This window comes from Denitromonas halophila (assembly GCF_007625155.1).
Lineage (GTDB): Bacteria > Pseudomonadota > Gammaproteobacteria > Burkholderiales > Rhodocyclaceae > Nitrogeniibacter > Nitrogeniibacter halophilus.
On record NZ_VMNK01000003.1, the window covers coordinates 241,411 to 262,357 of the forward strand.

At 65.4% G+C, this 20,947-nt stretch carries 22 protein-coding genes; 11 read left to right on the forward strand and 11 right to left on the reverse strand.

What is annotated here, in order from left to right:
* Nucleotides 1–27: 27 nt before the first annotated feature.
* The 4 genes from FHP91_RS03230 to gmk all read right to left on the reverse strand — a co-directional run bounded on the left by FHP91_RS03230 (nt 28) and on the right by gmk (nt 3,360).
* Nucleotides 28–213 carry a DUF3460 family protein gene (locus FHP91_RS03230; RefSeq protein WP_144308219.1) on the reverse strand — a complete coding sequence of 62 codons (186 nt, stop codon included), beginning with the start codon at nt 211–213 and terminating at the stop codon, nt 28–30.
* 59 nt (nt 214–272) lie between these two features.
* Nucleotides 273–2,444, reverse strand: coding sequence for a RelA/SpoT family protein (locus FHP91_RS03235; RefSeq protein ID WP_391525290.1), 2,172 nt, complete (start codon nt 2,442–2,444; stop codon nt 273–275).
* Nucleotides 2,445–2,523: 79 nt separating this feature from the next.
* Complete coding sequence (gene rpoZ / locus FHP91_RS03240) at nt 2,524–2,739, reverse strand: DNA-directed RNA polymerase subunit omega (RefSeq protein ID WP_144176378.1); 216 nt, start codon at nt 2,737–2,739, stop codon at nt 2,524–2,526.
* Nucleotides 2,740–2,745: 6 nt separating this feature from the next.
* Nucleotides 2,746–3,360 carry a guanylate kinase gene (gmk, locus tag FHP91_RS03245; RefSeq protein WP_144308220.1) on the reverse strand — a complete coding sequence of 205 codons (615 nt, stop codon included), beginning with the start codon at nt 3,358–3,360 and terminating at the stop codon, nt 2,746–2,748.
* Nucleotides 3,361–3,674: 314 nt separating this feature from the next.
* Between gmk and FHP91_RS03250 the strand changes: the two genes are divergently transcribed.
* A complete protein-coding gene (locus tag FHP91_RS03250) occupies nt 3,675–4,112 on the forward strand; it encodes a hypothetical protein (RefSeq protein ID WP_144176380.1) in 438 nt (145 codons plus the stop codon).
* Between the two features lie 70 nt (nt 4,113–4,182).
* Here the strand turns inward: FHP91_RS03250 and FHP91_RS03255 are convergent, their stop codons facing one another.
* On the reverse strand, nt 4,183–4,878 hold the full coding sequence (locus FHP91_RS03255) for a class GN sortase (RefSeq protein ID WP_144308221.1): 696 nt from the start codon (nt 4,876–4,878) through the stop codon (nt 4,183–4,185).
* Nucleotides 4,879–4,881: 3 nt separating this feature from the next.
* Nucleotides 4,882–7,017, reverse strand: a complete 2,136-nt coding sequence (locus FHP91_RS03260; RefSeq protein ID WP_144308222.1) for a marine proteobacterial sortase target protein — start codon at nt 7,015–7,017, stop codon at nt 4,882–4,884.
* Between the two features lie 152 nt (nt 7,018–7,169).
* On the opposite strand from FHP91_RS03260, the gene pdsR reads away from it, so the two are divergent.
* Complete coding sequence (pdsR, locus tag FHP91_RS03265; RefSeq protein ID WP_144308223.1) at nt 7,170–7,859, forward strand: proteobacterial dedicated sortase system response regulator; 690 nt, start codon at nt 7,170–7,172, stop codon at nt 7,857–7,859.
* Between the two features lie 18 nt (nt 7,860–7,877).
* Here the strand turns inward: pdsR and FHP91_RS03270 are convergent, their stop codons facing one another.
* Nucleotides 7,878–8,972 (reverse strand): hypothetical protein, encoded by a 1,095-nt coding sequence (locus tag FHP91_RS03270; protein WP_144308224.1) that lies wholly within the window; start codon nt 8,970–8,972, stop codon nt 7,878–7,880.
* A gap of 213 nt (nt 8,973–9,185) precedes the next feature.
* Between FHP91_RS03270 and FHP91_RS03275 the strand changes: the two genes are divergently transcribed.
* From FHP91_RS03275 to FHP91_RS03290, 4 genes are all read left to right on the forward strand, one after another.
* Entirely contained in the window at nt 9,186–10,865 is a 1,680-nt protein-coding gene (locus tag FHP91_RS03275; RefSeq protein ID WP_144308225.1) for an ATP-binding protein, read from the forward strand.
* Nucleotides 10,866–11,117: 252 nt separating this feature from the next.
* On the forward strand, nt 11,118–11,825 hold the full coding sequence (locus tag FHP91_RS03280; protein ID WP_144308226.1) for a hypothetical protein: 708 nt from the start codon (nt 11,118–11,120) through the stop codon (nt 11,823–11,825).
* 31 nt (nt 11,826–11,856) lie between these two features.
* On the forward strand, nt 11,857–12,609 hold the full coding sequence (locus tag FHP91_RS03285; RefSeq protein WP_144308227.1) for a class I SAM-dependent methyltransferase: 753 nt from the start codon (nt 11,857–11,859) through the stop codon (nt 12,607–12,609).
* 9 nt (nt 12,610–12,618) lie between these two features.
* Nucleotides 12,619–13,398 carry an alpha/beta fold hydrolase gene (locus tag FHP91_RS03290; protein WP_144308228.1) on the forward strand — a complete coding sequence of 260 codons (780 nt, stop codon included), beginning with the start codon at nt 12,619–12,621 and terminating at the stop codon, nt 13,396–13,398.
* Here FHP91_RS03290 and FHP91_RS03295 read toward each other — a convergent pair.
* Together FHP91_RS03295 and FHP91_RS03300 are read right to left on the reverse strand one after the other, a co-directional pair.
* Nucleotides 13,395–13,709 carry a hypothetical protein gene (locus tag FHP91_RS03295; protein ID WP_144308229.1) on the reverse strand — a complete coding sequence of 105 codons (315 nt, stop codon included), beginning with the start codon at nt 13,707–13,709 and terminating at the stop codon, nt 13,395–13,397. The genes FHP91_RS03290 and FHP91_RS03295 overlap by 4 nt on opposite strands.
* Nucleotides 13,710–13,857: 148 nt before the next feature.
* Nucleotides 13,858–14,430 (reverse strand): OmpA family protein, encoded by a 573-nt coding sequence (locus FHP91_RS03300; RefSeq protein WP_144308230.1) that lies wholly within the window; start codon nt 14,428–14,430, stop codon nt 13,858–13,860.
* Between the two features lie 250 nt (nt 14,431–14,680).
* On the opposite strand from FHP91_RS03300, the gene FHP91_RS03305 reads away from it, so the two are divergent.
* Nucleotides 14,681–15,076, forward strand: coding sequence for a VOC family protein (locus FHP91_RS03305; RefSeq protein ID WP_144308231.1), 396 nt, complete (start codon nt 14,681–14,683; stop codon nt 15,074–15,076).
* A 1-nt stretch (nt 15,077) separates the two neighbouring features.
* Here FHP91_RS03305 and pdxR read toward each other — a convergent pair whose 3' ends face one another.
* The gene (gene pdxR / locus FHP91_RS03310; RefSeq protein ID WP_144308232.1) at nt 15,078–16,505 is read right to left on the reverse strand and encodes a MocR-like pyridoxine biosynthesis transcription factor PdxR; all 1,428 of its coding nucleotides are present in this window, start codon (nt 16,503–16,505) and stop codon (nt 15,078–15,080) included.
* A gap of 85 nt (nt 16,506–16,590) precedes the next feature.
* Here pdxR and FHP91_RS03315 point away from each other — a divergent pair, with 85 nt between their 5' ends.
* Both FHP91_RS03315 and FHP91_RS03320 read left to right on the forward strand, forming a co-directional pair.
* Nucleotides 16,591–17,061: an OsmC family protein gene (locus tag FHP91_RS03315; protein WP_144308233.1), complete on the forward strand. Its 471-nt coding sequence runs from the start codon at nt 16,591–16,593 to the stop codon at nt 17,059–17,061.
* Between the two features lie 13 nt (nt 17,062–17,074).
* Entirely contained in the window at nt 17,075–17,707 is a 633-nt protein-coding gene (locus tag FHP91_RS03320; protein WP_144308234.1) for a pyridoxamine 5'-phosphate oxidase family protein, read from the forward strand.
* An 8-nt stretch (nt 17,708–17,715) separates the two neighbouring features.
* On the opposite strand, the gene FHP91_RS03325 is transcribed toward FHP91_RS03320, so the two are convergent.
* Nucleotides 17,716–18,594, reverse strand: coding sequence for a mechanosensitive ion channel family protein (locus FHP91_RS03325; RefSeq protein WP_144308235.1), 879 nt, complete (start codon nt 18,592–18,594; stop codon nt 17,716–17,718).
* 184 nt (nt 18,595–18,778) lie between these two features.
* On the opposite strand from FHP91_RS03325, the gene FHP91_RS03330 reads away from it, so the two are divergent.
* On the forward strand, nt 18,779–20,032 hold the full coding sequence (locus FHP91_RS03330; protein ID WP_144308628.1) for a TIGR03862 family flavoprotein: 1,254 nt from the start codon (nt 18,779–18,781) through the stop codon (nt 20,030–20,032).
* An 86-nt stretch (nt 20,033–20,118) separates the two neighbouring features.
* Complete coding sequence (locus FHP91_RS03335) at nt 20,119–20,946, forward strand: PEP-CTERM sorting domain-containing protein (protein ID WP_186301429.1); 828 nt, start codon at nt 20,119–20,121, stop codon at nt 20,944–20,946.
* Nucleotide 20,947 lies beyond the last annotated feature (1 nt).

Here is a 20,947-nt window from a genome sequence, read left to right on the forward strand (position 1 = left end):
CGGCCACCCTCAAAAACACGTGAGGCATCAGTCCGTCTGATAGTAGTACGGCTTGCTCGGCACACTGGCTTCGCTGTTGCGCGCGCGGGCGTCGGTGTCCTGCGGCTTGTCCCACCACAGGGCGCGACCGGCTTGCTGCTCTTTCTTCTCTTGCGGGTGATTGGCCATCCACTCGCGCATGAATTTGGTGTGCTCGGATTCGTACAGTGCCATTGCTTTCTCCTGATTCAGCGACGCGATTCTAGGCAAGTCGCCGCCAATGCGCCAGCCATTCAGCGGCGCTGATCACTCTTTAGCCGCGAAACCCGGGTCACCGACTGTTGTACCCGCACCGCCCGGATCACCCGCGCCAGGTGCACCCGGTTCTCGACTTCAAGGACGAACTGCAAGGCAGTGTAAGGCGCCTGCTCCACATCCATGGTGACATTGAGGATGTTGGCGTTGGCGTCGGCGATCGCCGCCGCCACCTTGGCCAGCACCCCGCGATTGTCGATAGTCAGCACCCGGATCGTGGCCTCGAACAATCGCCCTTCCGCCGGCTCCCAACCGACGTCGATCCAGCGCCCGCGGTCGCCGCGACGGCGAGCCACCACCGGGCAGTCGTCGGTGTGCACCTCCAGACCCTGGCCCTTGCGGATGGTGGCGATGATGTCATCGCCCGGAATCGGGTGGCAGCACTTGGCCAGCTGCACCGCCGTGCCCTCGCTGCCACGGATCAACACCGCGCCCAAGGGTTTGGGCTTGATTACGTCGGGTCGGCCGGACTCCTGGTCCTGCGCCTCGGCCACCCGTCGCGCGACGATCACCGGCAGGCGCTTGCCCAGACCGATATCGGCAAAAATCTCGCGGCGATCGCGTACGCCCGCATCGCCCAGGAAGCGGTCCCAGGCAAACACGCTGATCTGCCCCAGCGTCAGCCCGTGCTCGCGCAGCGCCTGGTTGAGCAGTCGCTCGCCCAGCGCCACCGCTTCGTCATGCTGCGCCGATTTGAGGAAATGCCGGATCTGCGCCCGTGCCTTGCCAGTGCGCACATAGCTCAACCAGGCCGGGTTGGGGCTGGCATGGGCGGCGGTAATCACCTCAACCTGATCGCCATTGCGCAGCTCGGTGCGCAGCGGCACCAGATCGCCATTGACCCGGCAGGCCACGCAGCGATTGCCGATGTCGGTATGCACCGCGTAAGCGAAGTCGACTGGCGTTGCGCCGCGCTGCAAGGACAGGATGCGTCCCTTGGGCGTGAAGGCATACACCTCGCTCGGAAAAAGGTCGATCTTGACGTGCTCGAGGAACTCGGTAGCCTCGGCCGACGCCGACTGCAGGTCGATCAGCGACTGTAGCCACGAGTGCGTGCGCTGATGCAGCTCCGACAGGCTGGATTCATCATCCTTGTACAACCAGTGCGAGGCCACGCCCGACTCGGCCACATGGTGCATCGCGCGGGTACGCACCTGCACCTCCACCGGCGTGCCATACGGCCCGATCAAGGTGGTGTGCAGTGACTGATAACCGTTGGCCTTGGGGATCGCGATGTAGTCCTTGAACTTGCCTGGCACCGGCTTGTACAGCGCATGCAGCGAACCGATGGTCAGGTAGCACGAGGGCACGTCGGGAACGATCACCCGGAAGCCGTAGATATCGAGCACCTGCGAGAAGGACAGCCGCTTCTCGATCATCTTGCGATAGATGCCGTAAAGGTGCTTTTCGCGGCCCTGAATCTCCGCCGAAATCCCCCATTGCGGCAGACGCGCCTCCAGCGCGGTGAGCACCTTGCCCACCACCTCGCGACGATTGCCGCGCGCCGCCTTGATCGCCTTGGCCAGCACCTGGTAGCGCAGCGGATGCTTGTGCATGAACGACAGTTCCTGCAGCTCGCGGTACAGGCCGTTCAGGCCCAGCCGGTTGGCGATCGGCGCGTAGATTTCGAGGGTTTCGCTGGCAATGCGGCGGCGCTTGGCCGGGCGGACGAAGTCCAGCGTGCGCATGTTGTGCAGACGATCCGCCAGCTTGATCAGGATGACCCGCAGATCGGTGGCCATCGCCAGCAGCATCTTGCGGAAGTTTTCCGCCTGCGCCTCTTCCTGGGAACGAAATTCGATCTTGTCGAGCTTGGACAGCCCATCAACCAGCTCGGCGGTGACCCGGCCGAAGCGCTCGGTGATTTCCGCCTTGGTGACGGAGGTGTCCTCCATCACATCGTGCAGCAGCGCGGCGGTCAGCGCCTGCGCGTCGAGATTCCACTCGGCGACCAGTTCAGTGACCGCCACCGGATGCGTGATGTAGGGCTCGCCGCTGATGCGGTACTGCCCGGTGTGGGCGGCTGCCGAAAAATGATAGGCCGCCTCAACGCGACCGACATCTTCAGGCCGCAAATAGGTACTGATCTTGGCCTTCAGCCGCTCGAAATCCAGCGTCGGAACGCTGGACACGGGCGGGCCAAAAGGCATCGGGACCGGGCGGCCGACATCCATAAAAGACCTGATCTGCTCAGTTCAGATGCCGGCGCCGCGGTGCGTCATCGCACGCTTACGCCTGGCCTCGGTTGAGCACTTCCAGCCCGACCTTGCCAGCTTCGATCTCGCGCAGCGCGATCACCGTTGGCTTGTCGCGATCGGCGCGGTCAATCTCGATCTGCGGCTCGTTGCCGTTGGTCAGTTGACGCGCACGATAGGTCGCGGCCAGGGTGAGCTGAAAGCGGTTGGGGATACGCTTGAGACAATCTTCAATCGTAATACGGGCCATGGGAACTCAATCCTTCTCGAGGAATTCAAAATAAGTCGGGAAACGCGCATGCTGATTGGCATAGCGCAGCCGGGCGGCGCGCACGACAGCCACCAGGTCGTCCAGCGCTGCGGGCAATTCGTTGTTAATTATAACGTAATCGAACTCAGCCACATGACGCATCTCGCCCCGCGCGGCAAGCAAGCGCCGGCCGATCACGTCTTCGCTGTCGGTCCCCCTGCCGCGCAGGCGGCGTTCGAGCTCCTCGGTCGAAGGTGGTAGAACGAAAACGCCAACCGCACCCGGAAAGGCCTTGCGCACCTGCTGCGCACCCTGCCAGTCGATTTCGAGCAGCATGTCGCGCCCCGCGTCGATCTGCGCCTGCAGCCAGACACGCGAGGTGGCGTAGTAATTGCCATGCACTTCCGCCCACTCGAGGAACTCGCCCCGATCGCGCAATTCGCGAAACTTGGCGACGTCCACAAAATGATACTCGCGCCCATTCTCCTCACCCGGCCGCGGCGGACGGGTCGTGTAGGAAATGGACAAATGCACCGCGGCGTCGCGCTCGAGCAGGCCTTTGACCAAGGTCGTTTTGCCGGCGCCGGACGGCGCGGTGACGATAAACAGGGTTCCAGACATGCGATATCCACGGGCAGCGGTCGCCGCCATCCACTTTCCAATCTGAGGATTCTAGCCCGGATCTGACGCACCAGTGCGCGCCGGTCCGCGGATGGCCGACGCCTTTCCCGATCACCGCAGCCCAAATCGGGGCTTTTGTAAAACCGCCTTTACAATTGTAACGATCGAGAACTCGCCACAAACATGCCGGTCACATTTGCGTTCCATAGTGCCAACATGAGGACTTGAAGTTTTTACTCGCGCCCCCATGTAGCCTCGACCGACCCTGACCCGCCCGCCGGCCACCTAGAGCCAGCGGCGTCCTGGAGCACCGCATGACCCGAAGAACGGAAAGCAACGTCCGCAAGATTCTCAGCACGGCCGCCATGGCGCTAGCCGTCCCCACCGCAGCCTCCGCAGCCACCACGGCGGCGCCCGCCATGACCGAGAAGGCCTCGGTCAGCAGCTCGGCCGCCAAGCGCAGCGCCCGCCAGAACGAGCACGACGAGGCCCACCCGGAACTGTTCCCGCTCAAGCTGCGCCCCGCGGCAAGCGCCGGCACCGAAGCCGCCGAGAAGGCGATCCAGGTCAAAGTGCTGGATGCGGCCGGTCGCCGCATTTTGCTGGCACGCGCGCATGGCAACATCACGCTGGGCCCGCTGCCGGCCGGCGAGTACACCCTGCAGCTGTGCTCGGGCACTTCGATGGAAGAGCACGCCCTCAAGCTCGGCGCCGGCAAGCGCGGGCTGTTGCGCTACGAACTCGGCGCCTGATCGGCGCGCGTCGCACCCATGACAAAGGCGCCCGGTGGGCGCCTTTGTCGTTTTCGTGTCCGGTTGAGACCTACAAGGTCTCGCTCGCGCCGGGCTGCTCCGCCGTCACGACATAGCGCAACGGGCCGCCAGCACGCAGCGCGTCAAAGGGGTAGCAGGTCACCAGCGTGAGGCGATGCGTATCCGGCGGGGATGCCAGCACGCCGGTGTCGGACTTGTCGACCACGCGCTGATCGGTGATGCGATACACCGCCACCTCGCCTGTCGGCATCTCCACCTCGACCGCCTCGCCGGCCTGCACCCACTCCAGAAAGGCAAAGTGCGTGTCGCGATGACCACCGATTACGCTGTTGCCAGCCGCACCAGGATCGGCCGTGCCGAACACATGTCCCGGCCCGAAGGCCAGGCTACGCCCCTGGCTACCCGCCAGCACATACAGTTCAACCCCGCGCGCGGGCACGCTCAGCCGCGCCACCGGCCAGGTGTCGGCCCACGGCCAGGGTTTGACCTGCGACGCGCCGGCCAGCGTCTTGTGCCAGGCCTGGCTGATCAAGGTCTGCGCCAGCCAGGCCTTGGCGTGGATGTAGCCGGCCTGACCGAATTGCGACAGCGCGACCAGCAGGCTGACCGCGGCAATCGCCTTGATACTCCAGGACACGATTCGCTGACGGCGCGGCACGGCGCCCTCCCGGCATGTCGGCGCCGGCCAGGCGCATTCGACGCCGAGAAATTCATGATGACTGCAATTGTGGCAAACGGTGCTCATGACTTACCCCTTCATGCTCAGTTGGCGTACGCGTGACGTACGGGTGAGGAAGAACGCGGCCAGCGCCATCAGGCCCAGCAGCAGATGCCAGCGCGCATCGGTGGCGCCTTGCGGCAACTCGCCAACCACCCCCGAGGGCGACCAGCCCGCCGGGAGGAGCCCCGGCACGGCGCCGGACTGGAGACGCGCGTCGGCGGAACGCGCCGGGGTCTTGTCGACCGCCACGAAACTGGTGAATTTGCTGACCAGCTGGAACTCCAGCGCCAGGGCCAGCACCTGCTTGCGCACGACCGCCTCGTCGGCACCGTCGGCGAGCGTGTCCATCCAGTGGTCGATCTTCTGCCGCGCCCACAACACGCCCATGCCTTCACCGGGGTTGGCGTCATCGAGCGCCAGCGAGCTGGTCCAGTGAATGTCGCCGGCGTCGCCGCTCAGGCGCACTTCGCCACCCACCGTGCGGTCAATCGCCGCAGCCACCACCACCGGCTCACCCAGATACAGATCAGGCAAGGGATCGGGTGAGGCATCGGCCCGCGCGCCGCTCGGCCAGGTGATGCTCAGCCCCTTGACCACCGGCGACTCCAGCTTGGTAAAGAGTTCGGACATGCGCGCACGCACTTCCTCGATCTTGCCAATGTAAGTAAAGGTGCCCCGCCCGGCCTGCGCCGCCTTGCGCATGAAGTGGCTGTTCGGTGCCGAACCGATGCCCACGGTAAACAAGCGCGAGTCGCCCAGGCGCTGCTGGATCATGCCAAACAGCTGCGCCTCGTTGCCGACCGCGCCATCAGTCAAAAACACGATCTGCCGCACCCGGTCGGCGTTGCGCCCGCCGTCGAGCGCCAGATCCAGCGCGCCGGCCATCTCCGTGCCGCCATTGGCGCGCAGGCGCTGCACCCAGCGCACCGCATGGTCAACATTGGCCCGGCTGGCCGACTGAGCCGAGGTGTAGAGCGCCGAGGCGGTGGAATTGAATTCGATAACATTGAAGCGGTCCTCGGCGTCCAGCCGCGCCAGGGCCATGGACAGCGCCTCGCGCGCCTGGACGATGGACTCGCCTTCCATTGAGCCGGAGGTGTCGATGATGAACACCACCTCGCGCGGCAGCCGCTTGCCGACCGCACTCGGCGCCGGCGGCACCAGCATCAGCAGCGCGTGATCGCGATCCTTGCCGGGCTCGACAAACAGCGTGGCCGACGGCGCCGTGCCGGCAGCGAGCGTCCAGTTGAGAACGAAATCACGGTTGGCCGGGGTGCGCCCCTCGCTCAGCCGAATGCGGCGCACCGAGGGTTTGAGTGTATCGACACGCACGCGGTGAAAGGGGCTGTCGACCGCGGCAATCGGCACCCCGGCATCGAGATACACATTCAGGCTCACCGGATTGATGACCGGGCCGGCCTCGTCGGGCAGCATCATCGGCGGCAGGATGGCCGCGGCATCGGGCACCACATCGGTGCCGGTCGTCGCGCCGCTCTCCTCATCGGCGATCACCTTGCCCGGGATGTAGCGCGGCGCCACCACCATCGGAAAACGCAGGCTGTAGCGGCCCACGCCCTCGGCCACCGAATAATCCAGCGTGTGCTGATATTCGATCTCGACCCGGATCTCATCGCGCGGGCCGATGTTGGCCACGCGGGTGGTGAAAATATTCGGTCGCTCTTGCGACACCAGCGCGGTCGCCTTGCCCTCAGCCTTGGCTTTCTCATAGGTCGCCTGGGCCTGCGCACGCGCCTGGATTTCGCCCTCGATCACCCGGTCGGCCACCTGGATGCGCATGCGGTCGACCGCTGCGTTCTCCGGCAGCGGGAACACATACGTGCCTTCGCGCCAGTCGTCGGCCGGGTTGCGGAAACGCTGCACCACCTTGGCGCGCACGATCGGGCCACTGACCCGCAGCGTGACGTCGGTATGCAGCAAGGGGGCGGCCACCGGATCGCCGCCGGCACCGCGGAACAACAGCGTGCCCTGCTGTACCGCGCCCTCGTCGCGGCTCGCCGCCTCGGCCGGCCCCGCCAGCAACAGCACCAGCGCGCCGAGCGCCAGACTCACGCCAAGCCCGGTGATGAACATCAGCAGCAGGCGGGCGAGCAATTCAGCAACTTCTCGGGCGCGATCTCGGAATGCGAGCGGGGCGGGGGTCATGGCGTTCTCCGTTCATGGGCGTTTTTGGACACAACCATTAAAACGAGGAAAACAGCCCCCTTCGGGCACCGAATAGGGCAAAGCGCTGATCAAATGTGGCCGAAAAATGGCAGTAAGCGGAGGGGCCGCCGGCGGTGCTAAAGTAGCGCCCCATGGGACGCCGAATCGCCATTGTTGAAGACGAAGCCGCCATCCGGGCCAACTACTCGGATGCCTTTGCACGCCAGGGCTACGAGGTGTCGGCCTATGCCGATCGGCCCAGCGCACTGGCCGCCTTTCGCGACCGCCTGCCAGAGCTGGCGATCATCGATATCGGCCTGGGCAACGAACCCGAGGGTGGCTTTACGCTATGCGCCGAGTTGCGCGCGCTGTCGCAGCGCCTGCCGATCATTTTCCTGACCGCCCGCGACAGCGATTTCGACGTGGTGTCGGGCTTGCGTCTGGGCGCGGATGACTACCTGACCAAGGACATCAGCCTGCCGCACCTGCTGGCCCGCGTGGCGGCACTGTTTCGTCGTGTGGAAGTCCTGGCCGAAGCAAAACCCACCGAAGAACAGCTGGATCGTGGCGACCTCAAACTGGACATCAGCCGCCTGAGCGCTCGCTGGCGCGGCGAGTCGGTACCCCTGACGCTGACCGAGTTCTGGATGGTGCATACCCTGTCGCGACATCCGGGGCATGTAAAGAATCGCGATCAGCTGATGGCCGACGCGCACCTGGTAGTGGACGACGGCACCATCACCTCACATATCAAGCGGATCCGCAAAAAATTTGCCGCGCTCGACCCGGGGTTTGACCGGATCGAGAGCGTTTACGGCGCGGGCTACCGCTGGAAAGCCTGAGCCCCCAGCGATGGTGCGTCAGCCGCCGTTGAGATAGAACAGCACCAAGGCGATTACCACGGCAAGCACGAGGCCGGCGACAAGCGTACCCGCACTGGTGGTGCGCGCGGCGGCTGGCGGCACGACTTCGGGCGCCAGGCTGGGCGGCGGTGCCGGCATGCCAGCGGGCTTGGCTGGCGCGGGGGGAGGTGGTGCCGGCGGCGGTTCGACGGGCGCCACGGGCGCGGCCTTGGCAGGTGGCGGCGCCGTGAAATCGAAATCGACCTTGGTGACGGGTTTCTGAACCGGCTTTGCCGCTGGCGCGTCATGGGCCGCGCGCAATGCCGCCAAGGCGTCGTCATCGTCGGCCAATGCGCTTTCGTACTCGCGGATGGCTTCCGGGTTGATCACCGTCTGCATCATGGCCGAACGCGGATTACCCAGGGGCGGGTTATCATCGGCTTCACCCAGCGCGGCGCGGATCATGTCGAGCGACTCGCTGCTGTCAAAACTGTGTTGAACGTTGTAGGGCACCGAAGCGCTGAACTGGGTCTCCATCAAACTCGCTTCTGTCGCCGCTTCGGGCTCGGAGATCTCGGACGGCAGCCGATCCGGGCGCGGCAAGGCGGGATCGGCCGACACATCCATGCCCATCTGACGCAAGGTCTTGATGTAGGTCCGGGCCTTTTCTTCGATCAGGCCGCGTTTGATGGTCACCGTCTGGCCCGAAAACAGCAGCGCTTGCTGACGCGCATCGAAACGCAAGCGGCTGGCCGACTGGCGCATCACTGACTCGCGCGAGAAACCGGGCAACACCTTGCCGTCAAAGACGATGCGATACCCCGGCGCGCTTGGCGTCGCAGGCGCAGCCTTTGCCGGTGCCGCCGTCGTGGCAACCGGCCCAGTCGCCGACTGCGAACGGGCGTTCAAACCCATCGCCGTCAACTCGGCCAGATAGCGGCGCGCCTGCTCTGCATCGAGGCCTTTTTTGAGCGTAATGGCACGCCCGGAGAAAACCTGCGCCAGCTGCGCCGGCTTCAAGCCAAAGCGTTCGCCAAAGCGCGCCTTGACCTGCGCCGGGGCAAAACCGTCGAGCAAATCACCAGAAAAAATAATCGCGTAGAGGGGCCCCATCCCTTATTGCTCCCGAAGCATGTCACGTTGCAACATCAGCATACTTTGTACCATGCAATATGCCGTAATCCTTGAGGAATTGGTTACGTTTTGATCCGTAAAACCCGGCGGCCGCGTCATTGCACCAATGCTATCGTCGGCCAGGGCTTGACCCAAACACCTTGCGGGCCTCACGCTGCCGACACGATCCATGCCACCGCCCGACACCCTGCCGTGAAACCCATTCGCATCAGTCTGCGCAGCAAACTCGCCTTGATGGCGCTGGTGTTGCTCGCGCTGCCGTGGGTGGGCTATCAATATGTGCAGGAAATGGAGCGGTTTCTGCTCGACGGCCAGCGCCAGGGCCTGATCGCCACGGCCCGCGCCGTGGCCACCGCCTTGCATGAACGCCCTCAGCTGTTCGGCCGCCCGCCCGGCAGCAGCATGGTCAGCCTGAGCGACTCCCTGCTGCCTGGCGAAGAGGTGCTGGAGCTGGCCATTGCGGCAATGCCGCAGCAGACGCCGACCGAAGCACCATTCGCTGCCCCGCCGCCGGCGCCGACCATCGATGGCGCCGCGGAAGTGGCCGCCATCCTGCGCGCGCTGGAGCGCAATACCGCACGTATCTGGGTCGTCGACCGCGATCTCGACGTACTCACCCATACCGGCTCACTGGCCCCGCCGCCAGCCGCCTCGCCGGCCCCGCTCGTCCAGTTCTGGCATGGCTTGCTCGGCAGTGTGGGCTACCGGCCCGACGACATCGCCGCCCGGCTCGCCGACATTCCGCCGCCCAGCGGTCAAGCCATCTCCGGCACCCTCTTCGGCGCCACCACCTCCTGGCTACGCCCGGTCGGTGGTAGCGATGTGCTGATCGTCGCGGCGGCGCATCCGGTGTGGGTCGCCGACAGGGTGCAAGGCGCGGTGGTGGTCGAAGAGAGCACGCTGGCGATCCAGGCCGTGCGCGACGCGGCCGTCGAACGCCTCGCCTGGCTGACTTTTGCCGGCCTGGCGATTGCTGCCATCGTTGTGCTCGGTTTCGCTTCACGTCTGTCCTGGCGCATCCGCAGCCTGCGCGACGAGGCCGAAAGCGCGATCGACGCCCGCGGCCGTATCACCGGCCTCGCCGCTGCATCAACCGCGGGCGACGAAGTGGGCGACCTGTCGCGCAGCTTCTCCACCTTGCTCGCCCGCCTCGCGCAACACCACCAATACCTCGAATCCATGGCCAGCCGGCTCTCGCACGAGTTGCGCACGCCGGTCGCCGTGGTGCGCTCATCGCTTGAAAACCTGCAACTCGAAGCACTCCCGCCCGAAGCGGCCACCTATCTCGATCGCGCCCATGCCGGCCTGCACCGACTGACCCGGATTCTCGCCCGCATGAGCGAAGCCACCCGCATGGAGCAAGCTCTCGCCACCACCGACCCCGAATGGTTCGAGCTGCGCGCCGTGATCGCCGAATGCCTCAGCGGCTACCGCCTCGCGCACGCCAGTCAGCGCTTTGACGACAGGCTCACCGATCAACCCGTGTGGGTTCGCGGCGCACCGGATCTGGCCGCGCAGATGCTCGACAAACTGGTGAGCAATGCCATCGACTTCACCTCGGCCGGCCAACCAATCAAGATCGAACTCACGCTGACCGACACGCAGGCCGAACTGAGTGTGAGCAATCACGGTCCCACCCTGCCCAGTGCGCTCGAAGGCAAGCTCTTCGACTCGATGGTGTCCGGGCGCAGCGCCGACCCTGGCGGTGAGCCGCATCTCGGCCTTGGACTCTATGTGGCGCAATTGATTGCGGGATTCCATGGCGGCAAACTCGCCGCCCGGAACCTGCCATCGGACGACGGTGTCCGGGTCACCGCCACGCTCCCCGCACGCGCCGACAACAGCCTCGGCGCGCGCGCTGATCGTCAGTAAACTTGACACGCACCGCCAACAAGGCTGACACGGAATACAAAAACTTCACTGAAACAATAGCTTGCAAAGCTGGCTCAGCGTTTGCTTCTGTCGAGCATGAGTCCTTTTTTTTGCGCCGCGCCCAGAGTCATGCTTGCTCTCTGGTGCCTCAGCTTGAGCAGTCCAGCCAGCGCCATGCCGCTCGCAGACAGCGCGCCTCAACTCACGAGCACAGTCCCTGGCGCCCATCGCGACCCTGACGCCCTGGATTTCGTGGCCGACGACACCTTGAGCCCCGCCGCTGAGGCCGCACACCGGCATGCGCCCCTTCCGCCGGAGATCAGCACCGCTGACCTCCCCACCAGCGAGGCCATGATCAGCCCCGCGGATCGTCAACGCGGCGGCGCCAAGAAGCCCGAGGCCATGCCCTTTACCCACACCGAAAACGGCCTCGACGACCTTGCCTTCGACGACCCCGGCGCCAAGGCCTGGTTTGCCGACGACGAGAACCTGATGGACCGGATGCGCAACGTGCGCGCCCAGGTAAGCGAACTGCTGGACTGGAAGCTCAACGACACCATCAACCAGGCCGGCCGCGAACTCCTCGAAACCCTGGGCATTGACGACACCGCCACCACCCGACTGATGATCGCCGAGCGCACCGCCGAAGATACCCCTCCGCCGTGGATGGCCCATGCTGCCGAGCGAGCCAGCAAAGCGGACGACGCGCCATGGGATGCCGAGTCTGGCCGGAACGCGATCGCCAAATTTGCTTTCCTGGTCTGGGATACCCTGACGCATCCGGCCTTCATCGCCCTGGTGATGTTATTCATTGGCTTCCGGTCCTTGGTCGCGCTGGTGCGCCTCACCGGCCGCTCACGCCCCCGCAAAAGCCGGCGTTCACCAACCAAAGTCGAACCGCCCCAGGAAAAGCCCCGCAGCCACGGTAAGCACTGGACACGTCGCCGGCGCATTCGCTAGGCTGACGGCCCACCTCTGACGGATCGTCAGCATGAGCGACATGGACGCCTATCGGGCAAGCGGAACGGAGCGTCTTAGAACCGACGATCTCCTTGCTTTGATGCCAAAGCATGGCGCATCAGCGCTTGACGTCGGTGCGCGTGACGGCCACTTCTCCCTGCTGATGGCCGAGCGTTTCGACAACGTCACTGCGCTTGATCTGAGCCAACCCAGAATCACGCACCCAAAAATCAACTCCGTTGCTGGCAATGCCGCAGCGCTTGATTTTCCGGACCGATGCTTCGATCTGGTTTTTTGCGCCGAGGTGCTTGAGCACATCCCCTCGCCTGCACTGGAGCGGGCATGCACCGAACTCGCCCGCGTCTGCCGCAGCACACTGCTGATCGGCGTCCCTTTCGATCAGGATATTCGCGTCGGGCGCACCACCTGCAGCCACTGCGGCCAGACCAATCCGCCCTGGGGCCATGTCAATCGCTTCGACGAGGCGCGTCTTGCGAACCTGTTTCCATCGCTGCATCTGGCTGAACGCTCGTTGATCGGCAGCACCCGCGAGCGCACCAACGCGCTCAGCACATGGCTGATGGATCAGGCCGGCAATCCCTACGGCACATATTCCCAAGACGAACCCTGTGTACACTGCAATCACCCCCTGGGCGAGGCAGCCCCGCGCTCATTCGTCCGAAAACTGATCACCAAAGCCGCCTTCCTCGGTCAGCGCCTGCAGCGCCCCTTCATCGCCGAGCGAGCCAACTGGATTCATCTGCGCTTCGAACGCGCCAACTAAACTGCCCCCATGCCAACCCTATCCCTGCTCGACCAAACGCTGGATTACGTTCGCCTTCACGCGGCCACACCCCGCGCAGGCGCGCCGACGCTGGTATTCCTTCACGAAGGGCTGGGCGCGATCAGCATATGGCGGGATTTTCCGCAGCGGCTGACCGACGCGGTGGGCGGTGATGCACTGGTCTACTCGCGCGCCGGCTATGGCCGCTCAAGCCCGGCCGAGCTCCCGCGCCCGGTGAACTACATGCATACCGAGGCCTTGCGTATATTGCCGGCGCTGCTCGATGCGCTGGCCATCGAACGGCCGGTGCTGTTCGGCCACTCCGACGGCGGCTCGATTGCCCTGATCTGCGCCGGCGCCACCGCCACGGCGCTGAGCGGCATTGTGGTGCTGGCACCGCACGTGATGGTCGAAGACATCACCATCGCCGGCATTCAGGAAGCACGGGCGCGCTATGAGACGACACCCATGCGCGACCGCCTCGGCCGCCACCACGACGATCCGGACGCGGTCTTCTGGGGTTGGAACAATGTGTGGCTGGACCCAGCCTTCCGCGACTGGAACATCGAACACCTGCTCCCCGGCATCGACTGCCCGGTGCTCGCCATTCAAGGCGAGGACGACGAATACGCCACCCTGGCACAGATCGATCGCATTGCCGACGGCGCGCCCGATGTCCGCCTGCTGGCCTTGCCCGACTGCCGGCACTCGCCCCACGCCGACCAGCCCGACGCGGTGATCGCCGCCACGGCCGAGTTCATTGCGAGTCTCACCCCGGCCAGCACTTAGTCGCCGAATTCTTCCTTGCGGTAACGCAGCACGTGACGGCGACCGTTGACGGCCGTCACGCTGATCCACAGCCAGCCCACGCCGGCGCACACCAGCGCCGCTGACAGGCCGCGCGGATACAGCAACGCCACCACAGCGACCAGGACAGCCAACACGGCCGAACTGATCAGCGCCTTGCGGGTGATCCCTTGCAAACACTGCTCTGCCAGCGCCGGCGTCGTGACGCCTGCGGTCTGCAAGGCCTTGCGCACGGAGACATAGTTTTGTTCCTGTTTCTGAGCGCTACGCCCGAAGGGATCATCGATCTTCATATGAGACAACACTGTGGCAATGGCGGGGCGCTCAGGATACGCCGGATCGCCATCCCCCCCAATCACAACGCCGGCGCCAACACGTAAAAACGGCGCGCCCCCCGTCGGGAGGCCGCGCCGTCATCCTTCGACTGAAGGGGTCAAACGCTCAGCGCACGAACATTTCCACCCGACGGTTCTGCGCACGCCCGTCAGCCGTGCTGTTGTCGGCAATCGGCATCACCTCGCCCTGCCCGGTCGGCGTCAGACGCCCCGGCGCCACCCCGCGGCCTTGCAGATAGTTGGTCACGCTGGTCGCGCGATCCAGTGACAGGCGCTGGTTGTATTCGGCGGCGCCGGTACTGTCAGTGTGGCCGACCACGTTGACCATCGCATTCGGATGCTCGTTGAGGGTGCCGGCGATCTGGTCCAGGGTTTGCGCAAAGGCCGGATTGACCCGCGCGCTATTGGTGTCGAACAACACCGCGCCCGGGATATCGAGCTTCACCGAGCCATCAGGCTGCTCGGTCACTTTGACCTGGGAGCCGATCAGATAGCCAAAAGCGCCGCCCAGCGCGGCACCCACCACCGTGCTGCGCCGACCCCCCACCTGGTTGCCGACAACACCGCCGAGCACGGCACCAGAGACGGCACCAATGGTTTTGTTCTGCGTTTCGGTCGTGGTGCATCCGGGCAACGCCAATACACTTGCCATGGCAGCAACGATAAGCATCTTTTTCATATTCTTCTCCTTCCTGAGGGGGATACCAACACACACCGGCGGCCGCGAGTTGATGCCAGGCCGGCCAGGCTACGCACCTCATGTTGCAAAAGTGCGCGCACCTTTAACGGCTTCATCTTGCCACGCACGGGAGAGCAGCGCGCAGATCGGTTACGAAGTGCAACAAACGCGGCGGCTAACGCGAGTCTTGCAGAAATGGGCCCAGGCAGGGCACTCTTTTGGAAACACGGCCTCGCCAGGAGAGACGCGCATGCCGAATCTGGATGCTCTCGAAATCAAAGCCTTCATCCCCGCGCGGCATTTCGAGCGCTCGCAGCGCTTCTACCTTGATCTCGGTTTCCACCGCGTCTGGGCCTCGCCAGATCTGGCCCATTTCCAATGTGGCAGTACCGCGTTCCTGCTCGAAAACGACTACCTCGCCATCGTGGCCGAAAATTTCACCCTGCATTTGCTGGTCGCCGATGTCGACGCCTGGTGGCAACGCGCTCACGACGCACGTCTGGCCGATGTGTATGGCGTCAAACTCGGTCGACCAGAGAACCGTCCTTGGGGCATGCGCGAGTTCACCCTCACCGATCCGAGTGGCGTGCATTGGCGCATCGCGCAAAACATCACACCCGGTGACCCCGCCCACGGCACGGGCTGACTCAATCGGGCTGCATGGCCCAGCGCAGGCGCCGCACCGCCTCGGGCATTTGCGCCTCAGGCACCGCGCCGTAACCGAGTAGCAGGCCATTACAGCGCATGGGCGGCAAGGCGTAGCGGCTCAGCGCGCGCACCACAACGCCCCGCTCGGCCGCCCGCGCCGCCACAGCGGTATCGGCCAGCGTATCGGGCAGCGTCAGCACCACATGCAAGCCGGCGGCGCCGCCACGAATCGCCGTCTCCGGGCCCGGCGTTCGCGCCAGCTCGGTCCGTAGCGCCTGCTGTCGCGCCAGATAGAGGCGTCGCATACGACGCAGATGCGTGGTGTAGTGGCCGCGCTGAATGAAGTCCGCCAGCGCAACCTGCTCAATCCCCTGCCCCGACCGCGCCAGTGATGCCGAGGCGGCCGCGAACACATCGGCCAGCGCCTCGGGCACTACCAGATAACCCAACCGCAAACCGGGATAGAGCGTCTTGCTGAAGGTGCCGGTGTAGACCACCGGCGCATCCGGCTGCAAGCCAAACAGCGCGGGCAGCGCCGGCCCGCCGCGGGCGAACTCGCTATCGTAGTCGTCCTCGATGATCCAGCCGCCGCTGCGGCACACCCCGTCGATCAAGGCCAGGCGTCGAGGCAGGCTCAGGACCTCGCCCGACGGGTACTGGTGGGCCGGGCAGACCAGCACCAGACGCGGTGGATGCGCCTGCCAATCCGCCGTCATCGGCGCCATGCCTTCGCCGTCCACTGGCACCGAATGCAAGACCAGCCCCGCCATCGCCAAAGCGGTGCGCGCCGCCGGGTAGCCGGGGTTCTCGACCCAGGCCGTCTCGCCATTGTCGGCCAGCAGGCGGGCGCACAGATCGAGCGCCGCCTGCGTGCCGGCGGTGACGATGACTTGCTCGGGGCGCACCCGAAAACCACGCACCGTCGCCAGATACTCCGCCAGCGCCGCGCGCAACTCGGGCTCGCCACCGGGTGCCGCATAGCCCAGATGACGCGGCCGCGCGGCCCGCCAGGCCCGATCCAGGCAGCCGCGCCAGGCGCGAAACGGAAAATTCGCCACATCGGGCACGCCGGGCGCAAACGCCCCCAATTCCGGTCCGGCCGGCGCCGACTCCGCGAGCGCGGCACGACGCGCCAGCGCCGGCCATGCGGGGGCCTTCACCACCGCGCTCGGTGCCACCGCCAAGGCGGCCACCCGCGTGCCCTGGCGATCGGCCAGCAAACAGCCCTCGGCGGCCAGTTGCTCGTAGGCGAACATTACGGTGTTGCGCGCAATGCCCAGTTCCGACGCCAACTGACGGCTGCCCGGCAAACGCGCGCCGGCCACCAGCCGCCCATCGAGAATCGCGGCGCGCAGGCCTTGATAGAGCAGCCGCTGACAGGGCACACCGTCCGGCCGGGGCGATGCAAGCAACCAGTGAAGATTCATCGTGGCCCCAAGGTTTGGTTTGTTTGTGGCACTTCGCATGGTGCCAGCGAACCGCTAATCTGGCCACACTTACCCGGAGGCCTCAATGAGCACTTACACCGCCACCGTCGTGTGGCAGCGCGGCGATCAAGTCTTTACCGACAACCGCTACAGCCGGCGTCACGAAATCCACTTCGACGGCGGCCTGACGCTCGCCGGCTCGTCTTCGCCTCATGTGGTGCCTGTGCCGTATTCGGACACCGACGCGGTTGACCCCGAAGAAGCCTTTGTCGCCGCGCTCTCGAGCTGCCACATGCTGTGGTTTCTGTCACTGGCCGGCCGCGCCGGCTTCTGCGTCGATCACTACGAAGATGCCGCCGAAGGCGTGATGGCGGCCGGCCCGGAAGGGCGGCTGATGATGACCCTGGTCACCCTGAAGCCGGCCGTCCGCTTTCACGGCCGGGCGCCCACCGAAGACGAACACGCCGCGCTTCATCATGCGGCCCACGACGCCTGCTTCATTGCCAACTCGGTCAAATCCGAGTTGCATTGCCTGCCCCGTTTGCTCACCGACTGACCTGGACACTGCCATGCCCCAAACCACCGCCCCCAGCGCCCGCACCAAACTACGGCGCCACCCCGAGCGCGGCCACTACGACGCCAACACCCTGGCCGCGATCATCGATGACGCCTGGGTGTGTCACGTGTCCTTCATGCTCGACGGCACGGTGCACGCCATGCCGACCGCGCATTGGCGGGTGGGTGAGTATCTGTACATCCATGGCGCGCGCGCCTCGCGCATGCTCAAGGCACTCACCGACAGCGACGCCTGCGTCACGCTGGCGCAGGTCGATGGCCTGGTACTGGCGCGCTCGGCCTTTCACCACTCCATGAATTTTCGGTCGGTGGTCGCCTACGGCCGGTTCGAGTTGGTGGACGACGACGCCCACAAACTCGCCACCATGCAAGCCTTCATCGACAAGGTCGCGCCGGCGCGCTGGGACAGCCTGCGGCCGGTCACCGACAAGGAATTGAACGCCACCACCGTGCTGCGCCTGAAGCTGACCGAGGCCTCCGCCAAAATCCGCACGGGTGGCGTCAAGGATGACGAGGCCGACCTTGGCTGGCCGGTGTGGGCGGGCGTGCTGCCGCTGACGCTGACAGCCGGCGCGCCGATCACCGAGCCCGACAGCCAGGTGACGGACTACCCGCACCCGGCCTGAGGCCACGCTCAGTCGCTTTCGAGTTGCGCCGGCTTCGTGCCGGCCGGCGCCGCCGGGGCGAGCACGCTCGGCGCTGTTTGATGCACATGCAGATCGGTCTGCGGGTAGGGGATGGAGATGCCGGCTTCGTCGTAGGCGATCTTGATCTTCTCTTTGAGCTCGCACATGGTCAGGAAGTAGTCCGGCGTCTTGACCCACGGGCGGATGTGCAGGTTCACGCTGCTGTCGGCCAGATCGGCCACCGCGATCACCGGCGCGGGATCGGTCAGCACACGTTCGTCGGCCGTGACCACCGCCTCGGCCACCGCCTTGGCCTTGCGAATATCGTCGTCGTAGCTGATACCGATCAACAGATCGATGCGCCGCGTCTCGCGAGCCGAGTAGTTGGTGATCACGTCAGCATAGATCGCACCATTGGGCACGATGATTTCGCGGTTGTCGGGGGTGCGGAAGGTCGAACTAAAGATGTTGATCTTCTCCACCACCCCGGTCGTGCCGCCCGCCTCGACAAAATCCCCCGCCCTGAACGGCCGGAACACGATCAGCATCACCCCGGCCGCGAAGTTCTTGAGCGAATCCTGCAGCGACAAACCAATCGCCAGACCGGCCGCACCGATCAGCGCCACCAGCGAGGTCGTATCCACCCCCAGCCGATTCAACGCCGCCACCACGATCACCAGCAGCAACACACCGTGCAGGATCGACAACACAAAATGCGACAGCATCTCGTCCATCCCGGTGCGGTTCAGCACCCGGCGCGCCACGGCCACCGCGCCACGCACGACCCAGCGACCGACGATGAAGATCATCAGCGCAAACAGCAGGTTCAAGCCCCAGTCGGTGGCGTAGGCGGTCACTTTCTCGGTATTCATCAAATTTTCCAGCATGGCATCTCCGTGCATTCAAACAATTTCCGTCGGGCGTTCGAGCCGCGCGGGTACGCCAGCCCAAACCTAGCCTTCAGCCTATGGTGCATGGCAGCATCGTGCAAGTCGGTGACGCAAACACATGTGACGCCACACGCAGCGGGGCAGGTATCATCCCCGCTTGTCGACCGTCCTCGCCACCGCCATGCCAGTGCCTCACCCGTTCACTGAAGCCTCCCCGCGCGCTGCCGTCATCGGCGGCGGCCCGGCCGGGCTGATGGCCGCCGAAACGCTCGCCCAGGCCGGCATCGCCGTGGACGTGTTCGAACGCATGCCCACCCCCGGCCGCAAACTGCTGATGGCCGGTCGCGGCGGACTCAACCTCACCCACGCCGAACCGGCAAGCGCCTTTCTGGATCGCTTCAGCGCAGGGCGCGAGAACCTCGCCCCCTTCATCGCCGATTTCGGCGCCGATGCCATCCGCGCCTGGGCGGCCGGGCTGGGCATCGACACGTTCATCGGCAGCTCCGGCAAGGTGTTTCCAATCGGCATGAAAGCGGCACCGCTGCTACGCGCATGGCTGCAGCGCCTGCGCGCGGCGGGCGTCCGACTACACCCCCGACACCGCTGGACCGGCTGGGGCGAGGACGGCAGCCTGCACTTCGACACCCCCACCGGCCCCACCAGGTACCGCGCCGACGCCACCATCCTCGCCCTCGGCGGCGGCAGCTGGGCGCGCCTGGGCAGCGACGGTCGATGGACCGAAGCACTATCGCTCGCCGGGATCGACATCGCCCCACTGGCTCCCAGCAACTGCGGCTTCGAACTCGCATGGAGCGCGCACTTTCGCGAACGCTTCGCTGGCGAGCCGCTCAAAACCGTCGCCCTGCGCTTCACCGACACCGCCGGTCATATGCACCACCGCCAAGGCGAATGCCTGGTCACTGCCGCCGGCCTGCAAGGCCCGCTGATCTACGCCCTCAGCGCCGCGCTGCGCAACGCCCTGGCCGACGGACCGGTTGGCATCACACTCGACCTCCTGCCCGACCACAGCGAAGCACAACTGCGCCAGGCGCTGGCCGCCCCGCGCGGCCGCCGTTCGCTCAGCAACCACCTGCAACGCAGCGTTGGCCTCAAAGGCGTCAAGGCCGGGTTGCTGCGTGAAGTGCTCACTGCCGAGTCACTCGACAACCCCACCCGTATCGCCGCCACGCTCAAGGCACTTCCGCTGCAAGTACTAAAGCCGCGCCCCATCGACGAGGCCATCAGCACCGCGGGCGGCGTACGCTTTGCCGGGCTGGACGAAGCGCTGATGCTGACGGAACACCCCGGCATTTTCTGTGCCGGCGAGATGCTCGACTGGGACGCCCCCACCGGCGGCTATTTGCTGACCGCCTGCCTCGCCACGGGGCGGGCTGCGGGCGCCGGCGCACTTCGCTGGCTGGAATCCAACGACTGAGTGCCAAACGAATAAAACAATGCGATCAGCATTGCGGTTTGCGCTAGGATATGCAGGTTCGCATTTTCCCCCGACCGGAGCCCCGCATGCGCGCCACCCGTCTGACCCTGCTGACCGCTGTCACCGCCCTCGCCGCCCTCTCCCAATCGGCTCAGGCCACCAGCGGCTGGTACCTCAACGCCGCCGGCACCGGCTGGTCCGATGCCAGCTTCGTGTCCTCGCTCAATGTCGCCGGTGCCGGCTTCATTGAGCAGGCATTCTCGTGGCAGTCACTTGGCTTCGCATTCGAAGAACACGGTGCCTATCAGATCGTCGGTGCGCCAACGTCCAGCCACGACCTGACCGTCAGCTACAACATTACCGGCGAAGTCGGCCTGCTCAGCAACGGTTTTACCGGCGGGGTGATCGACCTTTACTCCGACAGCGTATTCGACTTTGGCAGCACCAATGGCAGCTACGGCGCCAACAACGGCACGCACATTGCCAGCTTTGCGGTCACAGGCGGTCAGATCGACCCGCTCACCCGTCTCGTCGGCCTGCAAGCCAACCTCGTCGGCGGCTCCATGGCCAGCGGCTACTTCTTCGATGTGGCCGGTAACGACCTGAGCGATCGGGGCGGGATTTCGCTGTCAATGGGCGTGCAAAGCACCATCATCGATCCGACGGGCACCCACATCGTGTCCGAACTCGCCTGCGAACAGGCTGGCTTCACCGGCGCGGGTTGCAACGGACGCCCCTATCGCGCATCCTTTCTGAACCTGGGCTGGTCGACCGTGCAAGACACCGGCGTGGCCACCCTGAACATCCCGGCCCTGAGTCAACCCGTGACCGCCGTGCCCGAGCCGACCACCGCCCTGATGATGCTCACCGGCCTGCTTGGTCTCGCGGCCCGGCAGCGCTTCAATAAAGGATAAA

Excerpts from the sequence above, each read along its gene's own strand:
- FHP91_RS03230 (WP_144308219.1), bottom strand. The coding sequence starts at position 213 with ATGGCACTGTACGAATCCGAGCACACCAAATTCATGCGCGAGTGGATG.
- FHP91_RS03235 (WP_391525290.1), bottom strand. The coding sequence starts at position 2,444 with ATGCCTTTTGGCCCGCCCGTGTCCAGCGTTCCGACGCTGGATTTCGAG.
- rpoZ (WP_144176378.1), bottom strand. The coding sequence starts at position 2,739 with ATGGCCCGTATTACGATTGAAGATTGTCTCAAGCGTATCCCCAACCGC.
- gmk (WP_144308220.1), bottom strand. The coding sequence starts at position 3,360 with ATGTCTGGAACCCTGTTTATCGTCACCGCGCCGTCCGGCGCCGGCAAA.
- FHP91_RS03250 (WP_144176380.1), top strand. The coding sequence starts at position 3,675 with ATGACCCGAAGAACGGAAAGCAACGTCCGCAAGATTCTCAGCACGGCC.
- FHP91_RS03255 (WP_144308221.1), bottom strand. The coding sequence starts at position 4,878 with ATGAGCACCGTTTGCCACAATTGCAGTCATCATGAATTTCTCGGCGTC.
- FHP91_RS03260 (WP_144308222.1), bottom strand. The coding sequence starts at position 7,017 with ATGACCCCCGCCCCGCTCGCATTCCGAGATCGCGCCCGAGAAGTTGCT.
- pdsR (WP_144308223.1), top strand. The coding sequence starts at position 7,170 with ATGGGACGCCGAATCGCCATTGTTGAAGACGAAGCCGCCATCCGGGCC.
- FHP91_RS03270 (WP_144308224.1), bottom strand. The coding sequence starts at position 8,972 with ATGGGGCCCCTCTACGCGATTATTTTTTCTGGTGATTTGCTCGACGGT.
- FHP91_RS03285 (WP_144308227.1), top strand. The coding sequence starts at position 11,857 with ATGAGCGACATGGACGCCTATCGGGCAAGCGGAACGGAGCGTCTTAGA.
- FHP91_RS03290 (WP_144308228.1), top strand. The coding sequence starts at position 12,619 with ATGCCAACCCTATCCCTGCTCGACCAAACGCTGGATTACGTTCGCCTT.
- FHP91_RS03295 (WP_144308229.1), bottom strand. The coding sequence starts at position 13,709 with ATGAAGATCGATGATCCCTTCGGGCGTAGCGCTCAGAAACAGGAACAA.
- FHP91_RS03300 (WP_144308230.1), bottom strand. The coding sequence starts at position 14,430 with ATGAAAAAGATGCTTATCGTTGCTGCCATGGCAAGTGTATTGGCGTTG.
- FHP91_RS03305 (WP_144308231.1), top strand. The coding sequence starts at position 14,681 with ATGCCGAATCTGGATGCTCTCGAAATCAAAGCCTTCATCCCCGCGCGG.
- pdxR (WP_144308232.1), bottom strand. The coding sequence starts at position 16,505 with ATGAATCTTCACTGGTTGCTTGCATCGCCCCGGCCGGACGGTGTGCCC.
- FHP91_RS03315 (WP_144308233.1), top strand. The coding sequence starts at position 16,591 with ATGAGCACTTACACCGCCACCGTCGTGTGGCAGCGCGGCGATCAAGTC.
- FHP91_RS03320 (WP_144308234.1), top strand. The coding sequence starts at position 17,075 with ATGCCCCAAACCACCGCCCCCAGCGCCCGCACCAAACTACGGCGCCAC.
- FHP91_RS03325 (WP_144308235.1), bottom strand. The coding sequence starts at position 18,594 with ATGCTGGAAAATTTGATGAATACCGAGAAAGTGACCGCCTACGCCACC.
- FHP91_RS03330 (WP_144308628.1), top strand. The coding sequence starts at position 18,779 with ATGCCAGTGCCTCACCCGTTCACTGAAGCCTCCCCGCGCGCTGCCGTC.
- FHP91_RS03335 (WP_186301429.1), top strand. The coding sequence starts at position 20,119 with ATGCGCGCCACCCGTCTGACCCTGCTGACCGCTGTCACCGCCCTCGCC.